The organism is Bacteroides sp. BFG-606 (assembly GCF_024788145.1).
GTDB lineage: Bacteria > Bacteroidota > Bacteroidia > Bacteroidales > Bacteroidaceae > Bacteroides > Bacteroides vicugnae.
The window spans coordinates 364,304-377,598 of the sequence record NZ_JANUIL010000001.1 but is presented as its reverse complement, the minus strand read 5'-3'; the positions used below and the strand labels follow the sequence as shown (position 1 = coordinate 377,598).

Sequence of the window (13,295 nt, the reverse complement as noted above, 5' to 3'; positions counted from 1 at the left end):
ATTATTAGTAAGTAGTCCTCTTCTGTAATTATCCTCCTCACTCCAAATTAGTATTTATTTTAATAAAATTTTTAGATGAACATTTACATTTCAGGTTTAAGCTATGGCACAACTGATGCCGACTTAACAAATTTATTTGCAGAGTTTGGAGAAGTTTCTTCAGCCAAAGTTATTTTTGATAGAGAGACTGGCAGATCCAGAGGATTCGCTTTCGTAGAAATGACGAACGATGGAGAAGGACAAAAGGCAATTGATGAACTGAATGGAGTTGAATACGACCAGAAGGTTATTTCAGTAAGCGTTGCACGCCCTCGTACTGAAAGACCGTCAAACGGTGGAGGCCGTGGTGGTTATAATAACTCTAGAAGATATTAATATCCAGATAAAAGCAGAAGATTCTGTCTTCTGCTTTTATTTAAAAACTGTTTCCGTTTCATGATTTAACGGAGGAATCTCTACTGAATAGGGAGGACGAAAAATCATTTTACATTTAAGTTCTGCTAATTCTGGCTCTTCTATGCAAAATTAGGAATTTCTAATCCTGTACTTTCCATTCTGAAAATAGATTTATTAGGCTTTTTTGTAATACAATACTCCTGAAATAGTCAGGAGCAAATAGTTTAATAAATTATCCAATAAGGTAAATCGTTAGTGGCAGGCTAGTATTGAGTACTTGGATAAAGTATACTCACTTCTGTCTATCTGTTTTGCCCATACAAAATAAAACATATGAAATCGTTCTTTATAGGAAATATTGAAATTAAAACACCTGTTATACAAGGTGGAATGGGAGTAGGAATCTCACTGTCCGGTTTGGCATCTGCAGTAGCAAACGAAGGCGGAGTAGGGGGTTATATCATGTGCGGGTTTAGGGTTGTTATACCCCAAAGGAAAGGGCACCTATCCGGAGAAATGTATAAGCGGACTGAGAGAGGAAATTCGCAAGGCACGTACAAAGACAAAAGGTATAATCGGAGTAAACGTCATGGTTGCCTTATCTAATTATGCCGATATGGTGCGTACTGCGATTGAGGAAGAGATTGACGTGGTATTTTCAGGTGCGGGACTTCCGCTCGATTTGCCATCATACCTGCCCTCGGGAAGTGTTACAAAATTGGTTCCTATCGTATCTTCTTCAAGAGCAGCGAAAATTATTTGTGACAAGTGGCAAAAGAACTATAACTATCTGCCCGATGCAATCGTGGTAGAAGGACCTAAAGCCGGTGGGCATTTAGGATTTAAAAAGGAACAAATACAGGATCAGCATTATGCTTTGGAAGCATTGATTCCGGAAGTGGTAATGATTGCATCCAGCTATAAAGAACAGAAACAAATTCCGGTGATTGCAGCCGGAGGGATTTCAACAGGTGAGGATATAGCGCATTTTATGGAACTGGGAGCTTCAGGTGTGCAGATGGGAAGCATTTTTGTAACTACTCTTGAATGTGATGCTTCAGAAACATTTAAAGAAGTATATATTCATTCCAAATCTGAAGATGTTCTTATTATTGAAAGTCCTGTCGGGATGCCGGGACGGGCTATTGATGGAGAATTTATTCACAATGTGAATAATGGTTTGGAGAGACCTAAGAACTGTTCGTTCCATTGTATCAAGACCTGTGACTACACAAAAAGTCCCTACTGCATTATCAAGGCTTTATATAATGCAGCTAGAGGAAATATGAAAAAAGGATATGCATTTGCCGGTAGCAATGCCTTTCTCGCAGAAAAGATTAGTAGCGTAAAAGAAGTAATGGCTACATTGGAACGCGAGTTTTTCTTGGCAACCCATAAACTGGCTTAATTAGGAGGACTTTGCATTTCCATTCCGGATTTGTTTGCGTCTTTCAATCTATAAAAACAAAATCGCTGTTTCAATACAGTATAAATAACAATTATGACATTTAAAGAATTAAATATAACCGAACCGATTTTAAAAGCTATTGAAGAAAAAGGATATGCCGTACCCACTCCTATACAAGAGAAAGCAATTCCGCCTGCATTAGCAAAAAGGGATATACTGGGCTGTGCGCAGACGGGAACCGGGAAGACTGCTTCATTTGCAATCCCTATTATCCAGCATTTGCAGATGAATAAAGAGCTGACGAAACGTCAGGGAATTAAAGCTTTGATCTTGACACCTACCCGTGAACTTGCATTGCAGATCAGTGAATGTATTAACGACTATGCCAAATATACCCGGGTACGTCACGGAGTTATCTTCGGAGGAGTGAATCAGCGCCCGCAAGTGGATATGTTACACAAAGGAATTGATATTCTCGTTGCTACCCCCGGACGTTTACTCGACTTGATGAATCAGGGGCATGTACATTTAGATAGTATCCGGCATTTCGTACTTGATGAAGCAGACCGTATGCTTGATATGGGATTTATTCACGATATCAAACGGATATTACCAAAACTTCCGAAAGAAAAGCAGACTTTGTTTTTCTCGGCTACAATGCCTGATACGATTATTTCTCTAACTAACTCTCTGTTGAAGAATCCTGTGCGAATCAGTATAACTCCGAAATCATCGACTGTGGATTCTATTGAGCAGATGGTCTATTTTGTAGAGAAAAAGGAGAAGAGCCAGTTGTTGATTTCGATTTTACAGAAGTCGGAAGATCAATCGGTACTGGTATTCTCACGTACGAAGCATAATGCGGATAAGATCGTCAAAATATTGGGCAAGGCAGGGATTGGCAGTCAGGCTATTCATGGAAATAAAAGTCAGGCGGCACGACAGTCGGCATTGGGCAATTTTAAGTCCGGGAAAACACGTGTGATGATCGCTACTGATATTGCTGCCAGAGGTATTGATATCAATGAGCTACCTTTGGTGATTAACTATGATCTTCCCGATGTACCGGAAACGTATGTCCATCGTATCGGACGTACCGGAAGAGCTGGAAACACTGGGACGGCACTTACATTCTGTTCGCAGGAAGAGCGTAAGCTGATTAATGATATTCAGAAATTGACAGGAAAAAAACTGAATAAAGCTGATTATGTAATCTAGAGATCGGTTTTATTGCATTATTCATTCATATCTAGTATAAATAAAAAATAAGTTCTATGGCAAAATCCATGACAGTTGGTAAACGTGAAAATGAAAAGAAGAGACTCGCTAAGCGGGAAGAGAAACAAAAAAGAAAAGAAGACAGGAAGTCATCTAACAGGGGCAGTAGCCTTGATGATATGATTGCTTATGTAGACGAGAACGGGATGATTACTTCAACTCCTCCGGCAAATAATACAAAGAGAGAAGAAATTAATGCCGAGGAAATCATTATTGCCACTCCTAAAAAGGGAAAAGAGGAACCGGTTATTTTAAGAGGAAGAGTCGAATTCTTTAATACATCAAAAGGATATGGCTTTATTAAAGATCTTTCTGGCGTTGAGAAGTATTTTTTTCATGTGAACAATGTGGTTACCGCAATTTCGGAGAATGACATTGTGACGTTTGATCTGGAACGTGGACAAAAAGGGATGAATGCAATTAATATTTGTCTGGAAAATAAACTGAAACCGGAAGATACGGTTAAAGCCGATCCTGTATAAAAACATGGATTTATATTCTGCTTGTGTAATCGTGTATAAACAAAGATATTCAATTGATATATGAAAAAAGGTAATGTAATGCGTGAGTTTGTTTCTTCCAGCCAAGTGATGGAGAATGCAATCAAAGAGTATAAAAAAAGTGTAGGTAAGGTAGTATTGGTTGCCATTACTCCACGAACTACCATTGAACTTCCTGCGCATTTAACCCAGGCAGAAATAGACGCTCGAGTAGAGGTTTATAAAAAACTACATAGTTCAAAAGTGTAGCTGCTTGTACTACGGAAGTCGGTGCAAAATGGACAAGACAAAAATCCCTTGAATTTTTAAAGTTCAAGGGATTTTTGTTATTGGTCTATTGGCGTGTCTTGAATTGACGGGGAGCCATGTCCCCTATGCTGTTCAATGATTCTCACAATATTGTTCCATTGGTATTGACTTAGATATTCCATTTCTATAACTTACTTGTTTTCTTCCTTTTCTTATGGATTGAATATGTTAAAACTTCTGCAATTTGAGATACATTTGCTTGCAGAAGTGTTTTAACCCCGTATTCATCAAAAGACAGTTGTATGTATATTCAGAAGATTCTATTAGTAGTGACGGGAACCGGGACTTATGCGAATAGTAGCCTGGCAACCGGATTATGGCTTAGTGAGTTTACTCACATCTATCATTGTGCCGGAGAAAGAGGATATGAAATGACGATAGCCAGTCCCGAAGGAGGAAATACGCCTGTTGATCCTGAGAGTTTAAAAACAGTCGTTCTGGATAAGATATCCAGGGAGTATTGGGAGAATCCTGAGTTCAGAGAAATGCTGCGTCATGCCAAAAAACTGGATGATGTTCGGGAGCAGCTATTCGATTGTATTTATTTGGCTGGCGGACACGGAACCATGTACGACTTTCCGGATAATGCCGTTTTGCAGGCAATCATTACGGAACATGATGAAAACAACAAGCTAGTGGCTGCAATCTGTCATGGAGTATGCGGACTGTTGAATGTCAAATCATCCAATGGTGAATATCTGATTAAAGGCAAAGAAATAACAGGGTTCAGTTGGCTGGAAGAAAGCCTTGCCAATCGGAAGAAAGAAGTTCCTTTCAATCTTGAAGCATCACTCAAAGCGAGAGGGGCCAACTATCAAAAGGCATTGATACCTATGACCTCAAAAGTAATTGTTGACAATAATCTGGTGACGGGACAAAATCCGTTTAGCTCTAAAGAAATGGCGGAGGTTGTGCTGCAACAGTTGCATGAGAGGGAGATGACAGACCAGTGAAAGAATGAGATATCTATAAAATATAAACTAATGATTAAGCCTATGAATTTAGATGAAGTACTCCAGTATCGCCGCTCTGTGCGTGTGTATGATAAAATGAAACCGATAGATACGGAGAAGGTGAAACATTGTCTGGAACTGGCAACACTAGCTCCCAACAGTTCGAATATGCAGTTGTGGGAATTCTATCACATCACACAGCCTGAACTGTTGGCGAAAGTTTCGAGAGCCTGCCTCGACCAGAAATCGACTGCCACTGCACCGGAAGTGGTGGTTTTCGTGGTCCGCCGGGATGTCTACAGGAAGCGTGCGCGGTTTGTACTCGACTTTGAACGGGATAACATTCATCGCAACAGCCCGAAGGAACGTCAGGCAAAACGAATCAAAGACCGTGAATTGTATTACGGAATATTAATGCCATTTGTGTATGCCCGCTTCTTGGGGCTTCTGGGGCTGTTCAGGAAGCTGTTGGCTAATATTATCAGCATTTTCCGTCCGATGATGCTTGAAGTGTCCGAGAATGATATGCGTGTGGTTGCCCATAAGTCCTGTGCGCTTGCTGCCCAGACATTTATGATTGCAATGGCGAACGAAGGGTATGATACTTGTCCATTGGAGGGGCTGGACAGCCGTCGGCTAAAAAGAGTGCTGAAGCTACCGCATGGTGCCGAAATAAATATGGTTATCCCCTGCGGAATACGGGATGGGAATAAAGGTATTTGGGGTGAACGGTGCAGAGTGCCGTTTGATGAAGTTTATCGAAAGATTTCTTCTTCTTGATTTTCGAAGTGCTGACGAACTGTACTTACCTGCAAATAAGCAATTATCATAATTGAAATGATTTCACTAGTGTCCCAATTTTAATGGGACACTAGTGTCTTGTCTCATATTCTGACAGATTATAATGGTCAATGCTTATATTATATAAGAACGACTACACTGACTGGATTCCTGTATTACCCTTAGTTCGGACTATATGTTTGATACTCCTCCGAACAGTACTCCACTTCGGGAATATCGCAAATGGTCGTACAGGTCCATAGCTGGCGAGTATAATCAAGAGCGATACTAATGCCGTGATAAGCAGCCAACCGTAGATTTCTTTCATAGAGACAACGAGAGCCTGCGTCTGCACCATTCCATAAAGTTGACCGATAGGCACATGGTCTATGGCAGGATTGAAATCTACGATATTTGAACTGAGTAGTGAAGCGTTTTTAGCCATTGTATGTCTTAGGAATTCCCCAATGAGTGCCGGCCCGAGTGTCGCTCCCATAACCGCTCCTGTGAATCCGTTGATGGTAAGGGCCTGTGGAAATACCTGAAATGGAAGTCCGCTCTGTACAATTGAGGTAAGGAAAACAATGGAGATTATCACGGATGCGGCACCACGAAAAAACAGCGGAATGAAAAGCATCTCTTTCTCAATGCCATAATCTATGAAGAAATAGAAACAGGCAAGGTAACAGGCAGCAAGGACAAATGCTATTGCCGCCATGGTCTTGTACCTCCATTTACGTAGTGCGAAGGTGAAATATGTGAACGCACACCCGGCGATGATTCCAGCGAAAACATACCAGTTCAAGTCGATCAGATTGGTTTCATCAAATCCGAGTATATTTGCTGCATAACTGTGTTCAAACACATGTTCAGTGGCAATCAGGGTGAAGAAAACGAGGTAGATGCCCGTTGCTCGTATCACGTTGTGGTTTCTCATCGCCCTGAATGATATGTAGGGATGGTGAAGGAATGTGGCTCTCCACAGGTTTATGCCGAGACAGGCAAGCCCGATAACTGTTGCACCTCTTATCTCCGTGGCATCCCACCAGTCATAGAAATTGCCATAGACGCAGATGAAAGTAAAACAAAGCATGAATCCCGCCCATAAGATTGCGCCTATCCAGTCGATACCGAGCAAAGGAATGAACATTGGCCCGCGTACAGGCTTCACTAATATCATAACCAGCAGTACCATTAGGGCGAGCAGTCCGGTCATAATCCAGTGCATATATTCCCATTGCGAGAAGAATATAATATAGACGGTGGTGATACCGTTCAATTGTATTACGCTGTCAACTATTATATAGACGTAGCAAAAGAATATCGCCATGTCACGTACAGGAGTCAGCCATAACTGTATTGTGGAGTTACAGGCAAGTGTGGCCTGCATCCTGAACCATCCCGCCACGAAACAAGTGCCGACAAGCAACGGTACACTTGTTGTGTGGGCACATATAATATTGGCAACTATCAGGACTATACCTGAAGTAACCAACTGGGTTCGGGTAGAGAAACGGAACTTGATGCGGAACATGACGGCAAAATTGATGGCCAACCCTATCAGTGAGGCATAGCCTGCCATGAGAATATCCTCTTGCATAAGTGCCGTACTACCTACCATGTCAGATGCGGCGGCAAGATAAACTCCGCTTGAGAACTGGATTATCAGTACAAAAAGAATAAACAGATACGGCTTTAGCTGTCGTGGAATGAAATTGGGAACATCCGGAATGTCGAATGGTCCCTGTGGAACGTGCCAGTCTGCCATATCAATACTTTACGTAACATTCCACATTCATACCAGTACGGAGCCGTTCCATATCTTCCGGCTTGTTGTCTTCCGTAAATTCAATCCTTACGGGTATTCGCTGACGCACCTTTACGAAATTTCCGGCTGAATTGTCCTGCGGGATCAGTGAAAGTGAAGCACCGGTAGCTGTGGAGATTGACCGGATATTTCCGTTGAAAAGAACTCCCGGGATAGCATCCACCCTTATTTCCACCTTACTTCCGGGAACTATGTGGTGGAGTTGAGTTTCCTTATAGTTGGCGGCAACCCACACGTCGCCTGATTCAATAATATCGAGCAGTGTTTGGCCCGGTTGTACGAGTTGACCGACCTGTATCTCCTTACGTGAAGTGTAGCCGTTGCACGGGGCGGTAATTATAGTGTAGCTGAGATTAAGTTCTGCAGTTTCAAGGAGAGCTTTGGCAAGTTCAATTCCTGCTTCTGACTGCGATATGCGTTGACGGTTGACATCGACGACCGATGAGGTTGCCGAACGTTGCCTCACAAGCATTTCGTATCGGGCTTTTTTTACCCCATAGTCCGTCTTGGCACCATCATACTGCTGGCGGGTGACGGCATCCTGTGCCAATAGTTTTTCGTATCGGGCCAAATCTGTAGCTGCATTATCCATCAGCACTTTGGCTTCAGTGATAGATGCCTCATTGACGGCTACATTTGCCGAAGCTGATACAACTGTCCGGTCAGCGACACCGCGTCCGGCGAGGGCATTCTGGTAATCTGCGTTTGCACGGGCTACATTAAGGCGCATATCGGCATCGTCAATTATCACAAGTGTGTCCCCTTTCTTAACCTTCTCGTATTCTTTGAAACGGATTTCTTTGATGTAACCTTGTACGCGGCTATTGAGGGGCACTATCTGCCGACGCACCTGCGCATTGTCGGTAAATTCTACATTGCCAAGGTGAATGAACTTGCTGCCGACCCACAATGCTGCGACAGCGATTACTGCGATGGTGATGATATAAGAAAGTATCTTTTTGCTACGGTGTTTCATATTTTTCCGGTGGTGAATAAAAGTTTATAATAATAGTAGATGATGTTTATACGAGCGTTAACCAGCTGCTTCTCCGCATCGAGTTTTGCATTGGCCGCGTCGAGCATATCGGTAATCAATGCCATATCTGCCGAGTATCGCGTAGAAATCGTGCGGTAATTTCGTTCGGCAAGCTCTGCGCTTTTCCGTTGGTTCTGTAGCTCTTCATAGGCCTCTAAATAGTGTATATGGTCGGCTCTTACAGCAAGCGAGACACTTTCACGTGTGGCGGCAAGTTCTTCTATTGTCCTTTGTGTGGCAGCACGGCTCTTTGCCAAAGACTTGTTGCTTTTATATAGTGAGGAAATGTTGTAGCTGACCCCGACCCCGATATACCAATAGCTTAAGTTGCGATTGATTGGCGGTACTTCCACAAGAATGGGACCGTCAATGCTCCAACCTGCCTGAAGCCCTATCTTGGGCAGACGCTCGGAACGGATGATATTTTCCGCTTTGCGACTTATGTCAACACCGGAACGTGCGAGGCTTAATGACGGAGAGTTCAACATAGCCTCCTGCTGCCACCATTGTTCTCCATTCATCGGTAAAGAACGAGTCAGAATGGTGGAATCCGGTACAACGACAGTTCCCTCGGGCAATCCTGCCGTTGTTACAAGATTGACATTAAGGATGTCGAGAGTATTGTTTATCTTGACAAGCTGTAATTCAAGATTCGATACCAAGAGTTCATAGCGTGTGATGTCATTTTGAAGAGCTGTCCCCTGCTCATAGCGTGCCTGCATTTCTTTCAATACCTTTTCGGCTGCGGATATATTGCTTTCCATAACCCGGCGCAGATTAGTATATTTATAGATGTCAAGATAGAATCCTGTAAGTTGGAAGCGGATATTGTCTCGCTGAAAGTCGGTAGCATACCGTGTGGCTGTTGATTTCAGCCCGGCAAGTTCTATGGCATTTGCCACGGCTCCGCCTGTATAAACCGGCTGGGTGACATTCAACGACAGTCCATTTCCCAGATGTGGTATGGGAGCTTTCTGATAGTCGCTGAAATTGCGTTTGGTTGTAAAGCCATCGCCTATATAACTGATCGAAAGCGATGCTTTGACATCTGGTAGGCGACCTGCACGCGCAACGCTTATTGCATGCCCGGCTTCGGTCTGTGCAGAAAATGAAGGGCGGAGTTGTGCACTGTTGGCTTCAGCGGTCTCGAAAATTTTTTCCAAAGTTATTACCGACTGGGCATAAGAGCACACCCCACCGCTCAACAAGGTCACGGAAAGCAACCCTGTGAGCAATCGAAGATTGTTCATGAAGAATTTGTTTTTTATGATATAAATTGATTATTTTGTCAGTCATGGTGTATGACCGAACCTAACTCGCAGATTTACGAGCCATAAACTGAAGCTGTGCTTTTCCAGTTTTCCAAATATCCCCAGTTTCTTACAGGGATATCAATAGTTGTGATACATTTATTCTTTATAATCATACAAGTGCAACTTTTTGTGAATTGCGTTGCAAAATTACAAAAATATGTTGATTTTATGATTATATTGGACTATTATTTTATGTACAAATGGTGGTAATGCAAAATGTAAGACTGGGCACTCATTTGGACTCCCGAAAAGAAAAAGCCTTGTAAGTCGTTGTCTTACAAGGCTTTTTGGCTTTCGTTTGTGGTGCCACCAGGAATCGAACCGGGGACACAAGGATTTTCAGTCCTTTGCTCTACCAACTGAGCTATGGCACCATAATATTAACTTGATTCAGTTAAATCTCTTTTGCGGTTGCAAAGGTAGTGAAACTTTTGGATTCTGCAAGTCTTCTGGAAATAAAAAACACTGATAAAAAGTTAGTCAGCTAATTATCAGTGTTGTATAAGATGAAAATATTTCAGGTATGTGATGAAATCTATTGCTTATTCTCCTTTAATGGATTCCATCCCTGCGCTTTTAATTCGAATTCTTGTCCATCACGAGTAATCAATGCACAGCCAAGTTCGGGCTTGGTAATATGTCCAATGAGACGGACTCCTTCCATTTGTGATACTTTCTCATGATCGGCGATGGAAACAGTAAAGAGTAGTTCATAATCTTCTCCGCCGTTTAAGGCACAGGTTGTAAGATTCATATTAAACTCTTCAGCCATAACAGCCGTCTGATAATCGATTGGAATATGCTCCTCGTAAACGCGGCAACCAGCATTGCTTTGTTTACAGATATGCATCAGCTCTGATGACAGACCGTCGGAAATGTCCATCATAGAAGTTGGGACAATATTGGCGGTTGCCAATTTCTCGATGATATCTTTGCGGGCTTCCGGTTTTAACTGGCGTTCCAATAGATATTCTTTGCCGGTGAAATCCGGTTGAATGTCTTTATCGCCTTTTAATACCACTTTTTCACGTTCCAAGAGTTGTAACCCCATATAGGCTGCTCCCAAGTCGCCGCTGACACAGATCAGGTCAGTGTCTTTAGCTCCATTACGGTAAACTACTTTATCCTTGTCGGTATCGCCGATACAGGTGATGCTGATAGCAAGACCTGTCAGGGAAGAAGTTGTATCACCTCCCACAATGTCGACATTGTATTGCTGGCAAGCCAGACGGATACCGGAATAAAGTTCATCCATATCTTCCACGCTGAAACGCTTGGAAAGACCAAGAGATACCGTAATCTGCCGGGGAGTACCGTTCATGGCATAAATATCGGAGAAATTAACTACTGCTGATTTATATCCCAAATGTTTCAAGGGAACATAAGTCAGGTCAAAATGCACACCTTCCATAAGCAGGTCGGTTGTTACCAATACTTGCTTTTCTGAAGGGTAGGAGAGAACGGCGGCATCGTCGCCCACTCCATATTTGCTGGATTCGTTTTCCAGTTTGATTCCCTCGGTGAGGCGGTCAATCAGACCAAACTCACCGAGAGATGCTATTTCAGTTCTCATAAATCGGGATGGTTGTTTAGGCACGGTTGATAAGTTCGCGCATGATCGTGGTCATTTTCGGTTGAGCAGCGTCAGCGGCTTTCTGAACTTCTTCGTGTGTTACTTCTACGATCTTTCCTTCTACTCCCAAGTCGGTGATGACGGAAATACCAAATACTTTGATACCACAATGGTTGGCTACGATAACTTCCGGAACGGTAGACATACCAACCGCATCAGCACCAAGGATATGGAATAGCTTATATTCAGCAGGAGTTTCGAAAGTAGGACCTTGCGTACCAATATACACTCCGTGTTGTACTTTAATTCCTTTTTCTTTGGCAATCTCGTCAGCCTTACTAATCAATTCCTTGCTGTATGCTTCGCTCATGTCCGGGAAGCGAGGTCCGTAAGGGATATTTTTTCCGCGAAGCGGGTGTTCGGGGAAATAGTTGATATGGTCAGTGATGATCATCAGGTCACCGATTTCGAAATCTGCATTTGTACCGCCACTGGCATTGGATACAAACAAGGTTTTGATACCTAACTCTCGCATGACACGTACAGGGAAAGTTACTTCTTTCATGGAATAACCTTCGTAATAGTGGAAGCGTCCCTGCATAGCCATGATATCCTTATTGCCTAGTTTGCCGAAAATCAGCTTACCGCTATGACCTTCGACGGTAGATACCGGGAAGTTGGGGATATCCGAATACTTTATTTCATACTTCTCGGTGATTTCGTTTGCCAAACTGCCAAGCCCGGTGCCTAGTATAATGGCAGTTTCCGGACTGGTATGCATCTTACCTTTCAGATAAGCTGCGGTTTCTTGTATTTTCTCTAACATAGTCAATAATATGTTGGTTAAATTTATCTTGTTGATTTTGTAATATTTCAATTTCAATAGGCAAGGCGTAGATAAATGGTTTCAACTCCTTGTCCAAAGCCGGATGGTTAATCAGGCGTGTTGCATCTTTCTCGGTGGTAATAATCAACCGGTGTTCTCCTTTCAGTTTATGAAACCGTTCTTTGATAAGCTGTATATCCCGATGAGTGAAATTGTGGTGATCGTCAAACGATAGTAAATCTATCTGTTTGCTACAACCTTCCAGTCTTTCGAGAATGGGAGCAGGTGAGGCAATTCCCGTCATCAATAATATATCAGTGTTTGCCAGTGAGGACAAAGTAATCTCATGGTTTGCCGGAATGGCATTTGTGTCCGGAGACATGGTAGGGAACACAGGTTGCAGGTTACCATACCGGAACGATGAGAAGAATAACTGTTGATATGGATAAAGATTCAGTCGTTTCGTGATAATGTTGTAATCAATAGGCTTGATGTCTTGCGGGCATTTGGTGACAATAACGATTTGCGCCCGGTTCTTGCCGCTAATTGGTTCACGAAGCCGTCCTGCGGGGAGCAAAGTGTCATCACAGAATAACCGGTGATAATCCGTTAACAGAATACTCAATCCCGGTTTGACGTATCGGTGCTGAAAAGCATCGTCCAATAGGATAACATCTACTGAAGGCTTTTGCAGTGCAAGCAACTTCTCTATGCCATGACAACGCTTTTCGTCGACAGCTACTGTGACAGACGGGAATTTTTGATGCATCTGGTAAGGTTCGTCGCCAATGCTTCTTGCCGTACTTTCCGGAGTTGCCAGTACATAGCCTTTCGTGTGCCGTTTGTATCCCCGGCTTAATACAGCTACCTTATATTGGTTACAAAGAAACTTTATCAGATATTCAGTGTGCGGAGTTTTTCCTGTCCCTCCTACAGCGAGATTACCTACGCTGATGATAGGTATATCAAAGCTCTTTGATTGGAGAACTTCCCAGTCAAAGAGTTTATTTCTCATCATTACCACTGCTCCGTAGAGCCAGGAGGCAGGGTAGAGCCACTTATGTATCTTGATAAAGTGTTCGTCCATGTATTACG

The 13,295-nt window shown here is 42.8% G+C and carries 12 protein-coding genes, 1 tRNA gene and 1 pseudogene; 7 read left to right on the top strand and 7 right to left on the bottom strand.

The annotated features are described in order from the left end of the window. The first annotated feature begins 75 nt into the window (after positions 1 to 75). The 7 genes and pseudogenes from NXV01_RS01450 (at position 76) to NXV01_RS01420 (ending at position 5,624) form a co-directional block, all read left to right on the top strand. The gene (locus NXV01_RS01450) at positions 76 to 375 is read left to right on the top strand and encodes an RNA-binding protein (RefSeq protein ID WP_004315028.1); all 300 of its coding nucleotides are present in this window, start codon (positions 76 to 78) and stop codon (positions 373 to 375) included. Between the two features lie 354 nt (positions 376 to 729). Next, positions 730 to 1,804, top strand: a pseudogene (locus NXV01_RS01445) (NAD(P)H-dependent flavin oxidoreductase). A gap of 93 nt (positions 1,805 to 1,897) precedes the next feature. After that, complete coding sequence (locus NXV01_RS01440) at positions 1,898 to 3,022, top strand: DEAD/DEAH box helicase (protein ID WP_148367129.1); 1,125 nt, start codon at positions 1,898 to 1,900, stop codon at positions 3,020 to 3,022. A 56-nt stretch (positions 3,023 to 3,078) separates the two neighbouring features. Next, positions 3,079 to 3,564: a cold-shock protein gene (locus NXV01_RS01435; protein ID WP_148367130.1), complete on the top strand. Its 486-nt coding sequence runs from the start codon at positions 3,079 to 3,081 to the stop codon at positions 3,562 to 3,564. Positions 3,565 to 3,624: 60 nt separating this feature from the next. Continuing rightward, positions 3,625 to 3,831, top strand: coding sequence for a hypothetical protein (locus NXV01_RS01430; protein ID WP_148367131.1), 207 nt, complete (start codon positions 3,625 to 3,627; stop codon positions 3,829 to 3,831). Positions 3,832 to 4,133: 302 nt separating this feature from the next. After that, on the top strand, positions 4,134 to 4,844 hold the full coding sequence (locus NXV01_RS01425; protein WP_164727234.1) for a type 1 glutamine amidotransferase domain-containing protein: 711 nt from the start codon (positions 4,134 to 4,136) through the stop codon (positions 4,842 to 4,844). A 42-nt stretch (positions 4,845 to 4,886) separates the two neighbouring features. Next, a complete protein-coding gene (locus NXV01_RS01420; protein ID WP_164727235.1) occupies positions 4,887 to 5,624 on the top strand; it encodes a nitroreductase family protein in 738 nt (245 codons plus the stop codon). A 154-nt stretch (positions 5,625 to 5,778) separates the two neighbouring features. On the opposite strand, the gene NXV01_RS01415 is transcribed toward NXV01_RS01420, so the two are convergent. From NXV01_RS01415 to lpxK, 7 genes are all read right to left on the bottom strand, one after another. After that, the gene (locus NXV01_RS01415) at positions 5,779 to 7,392 is read right to left on the bottom strand and encodes a hypothetical protein (protein WP_195650403.1); all 1,614 of its coding nucleotides are present in this window, start codon (positions 7,390 to 7,392) and stop codon (positions 5,779 to 5,781) included. Between the two features lies 1 nt (position 7,393). Further along, positions 7,394 to 8,428 carry an HlyD family secretion protein gene (locus NXV01_RS01410; protein ID WP_148367136.1) on the bottom strand — a complete coding sequence of 345 codons (1,035 nt, stop codon included), beginning with the start codon at positions 8,426 to 8,428 and terminating at the stop codon, positions 7,394 to 7,396. Beyond that, complete coding sequence (locus tag NXV01_RS01405) at positions 8,425 to 9,738, bottom strand: TolC family protein (protein ID WP_148367137.1); 1,314 nt, start codon at positions 9,736 to 9,738, stop codon at positions 8,425 to 8,427. Before NXV01_RS01405 ends, NXV01_RS01410 begins: the two co-directional genes overlap by 4 nt. A 364-nt stretch (positions 9,739 to 10,102) precedes the next feature. Further along, positions 10,103 to 10,175, bottom strand: a tRNA-Phe gene (locus tag NXV01_RS01400). Between the two features lie 161 nt (positions 10,176 to 10,336). After that, positions 10,337 to 11,374, bottom strand: a complete 1,038-nt coding sequence (gene thiL, locus NXV01_RS01395; RefSeq protein ID WP_217722919.1) for a thiamine-phosphate kinase — start codon at positions 11,372 to 11,374, stop codon at positions 10,337 to 10,339. Between the two features lie 16 nt (positions 11,375 to 11,390). Then, complete coding sequence (locus NXV01_RS01390; RefSeq protein ID WP_004327187.1) at positions 11,391 to 12,200, bottom strand: purine-nucleoside phosphorylase; 810 nt, start codon at positions 12,198 to 12,200, stop codon at positions 11,391 to 11,393. Next, complete coding sequence (gene lpxK, locus NXV01_RS01385; protein WP_148367140.1) at positions 12,157 to 13,287, bottom strand: tetraacyldisaccharide 4'-kinase; 1,131 nt, start codon at positions 13,285 to 13,287, stop codon at positions 12,157 to 12,159. The genes NXV01_RS01390 and lpxK overlap by 44 nt, the downstream gene beginning before the upstream one ends. Between the last annotated feature and the right edge of the window lie 8 nt (positions 13,288 to 13,295).

Excerpts from the sequence above, each read along its gene's own strand:
- NXV01_RS01450 (WP_004315028.1), top strand. The coding sequence starts at position 76 with ATGAACATTTACATTTCAGGTTTAAGCTATGGCACAACTGATGCCGAC.
- NXV01_RS01440 (WP_148367129.1), top strand. The coding sequence starts at position 1,898 with ATGACATTTAAAGAATTAAATATAACCGAACCGATTTTAAAAGCTATT.
- NXV01_RS01435 (WP_148367130.1), top strand. The coding sequence starts at position 3,079 with ATGGCAAAATCCATGACAGTTGGTAAACGTGAAAATGAAAAGAAGAGA.
- NXV01_RS01430 (WP_148367131.1), top strand. The coding sequence starts at position 3,625 with ATGAAAAAAGGTAATGTAATGCGTGAGTTTGTTTCTTCCAGCCAAGTG.
- NXV01_RS01425 (WP_164727234.1), top strand. The coding sequence starts at position 4,134 with ATGTATATTCAGAAGATTCTATTAGTAGTGACGGGAACCGGGACTTAT.
- NXV01_RS01420 (WP_164727235.1), top strand. The coding sequence starts at position 4,887 with ATGAATTTAGATGAAGTACTCCAGTATCGCCGCTCTGTGCGTGTGTAT.
- NXV01_RS01415 (WP_195650403.1), bottom strand. The coding sequence starts at position 7,392 with ATGGCAGACTGGCACGTTCCACAGGGACCATTCGACATTCCGGATGTT.
- NXV01_RS01410 (WP_148367136.1), bottom strand. The coding sequence starts at position 8,428 with ATGAAACACCGTAGCAAAAAGATACTTTCTTATATCATCACCATCGCA.
- NXV01_RS01405 (WP_148367137.1), bottom strand. The coding sequence starts at position 9,738 with ATGAACAATCTTCGATTGCTCACAGGGTTGCTTTCCGTGACCTTGTTG.
- thiL (WP_217722919.1), bottom strand. The coding sequence starts at position 11,374 with ATGAGAACTGAAATAGCATCTCTCGGTGAGTTTGGTCTGATTGACCGC.
- NXV01_RS01390 (WP_004327187.1), bottom strand. The coding sequence starts at position 12,200 with ATGTTAGAGAAAATACAAGAAACCGCAGCTTATCTGAAAGGTAAGATG.
- lpxK (WP_148367140.1), bottom strand. The coding sequence starts at position 13,287 with ATGGACGAACACTTTATCAAGATACATAAGTGGCTCTACCCTGCCTCC.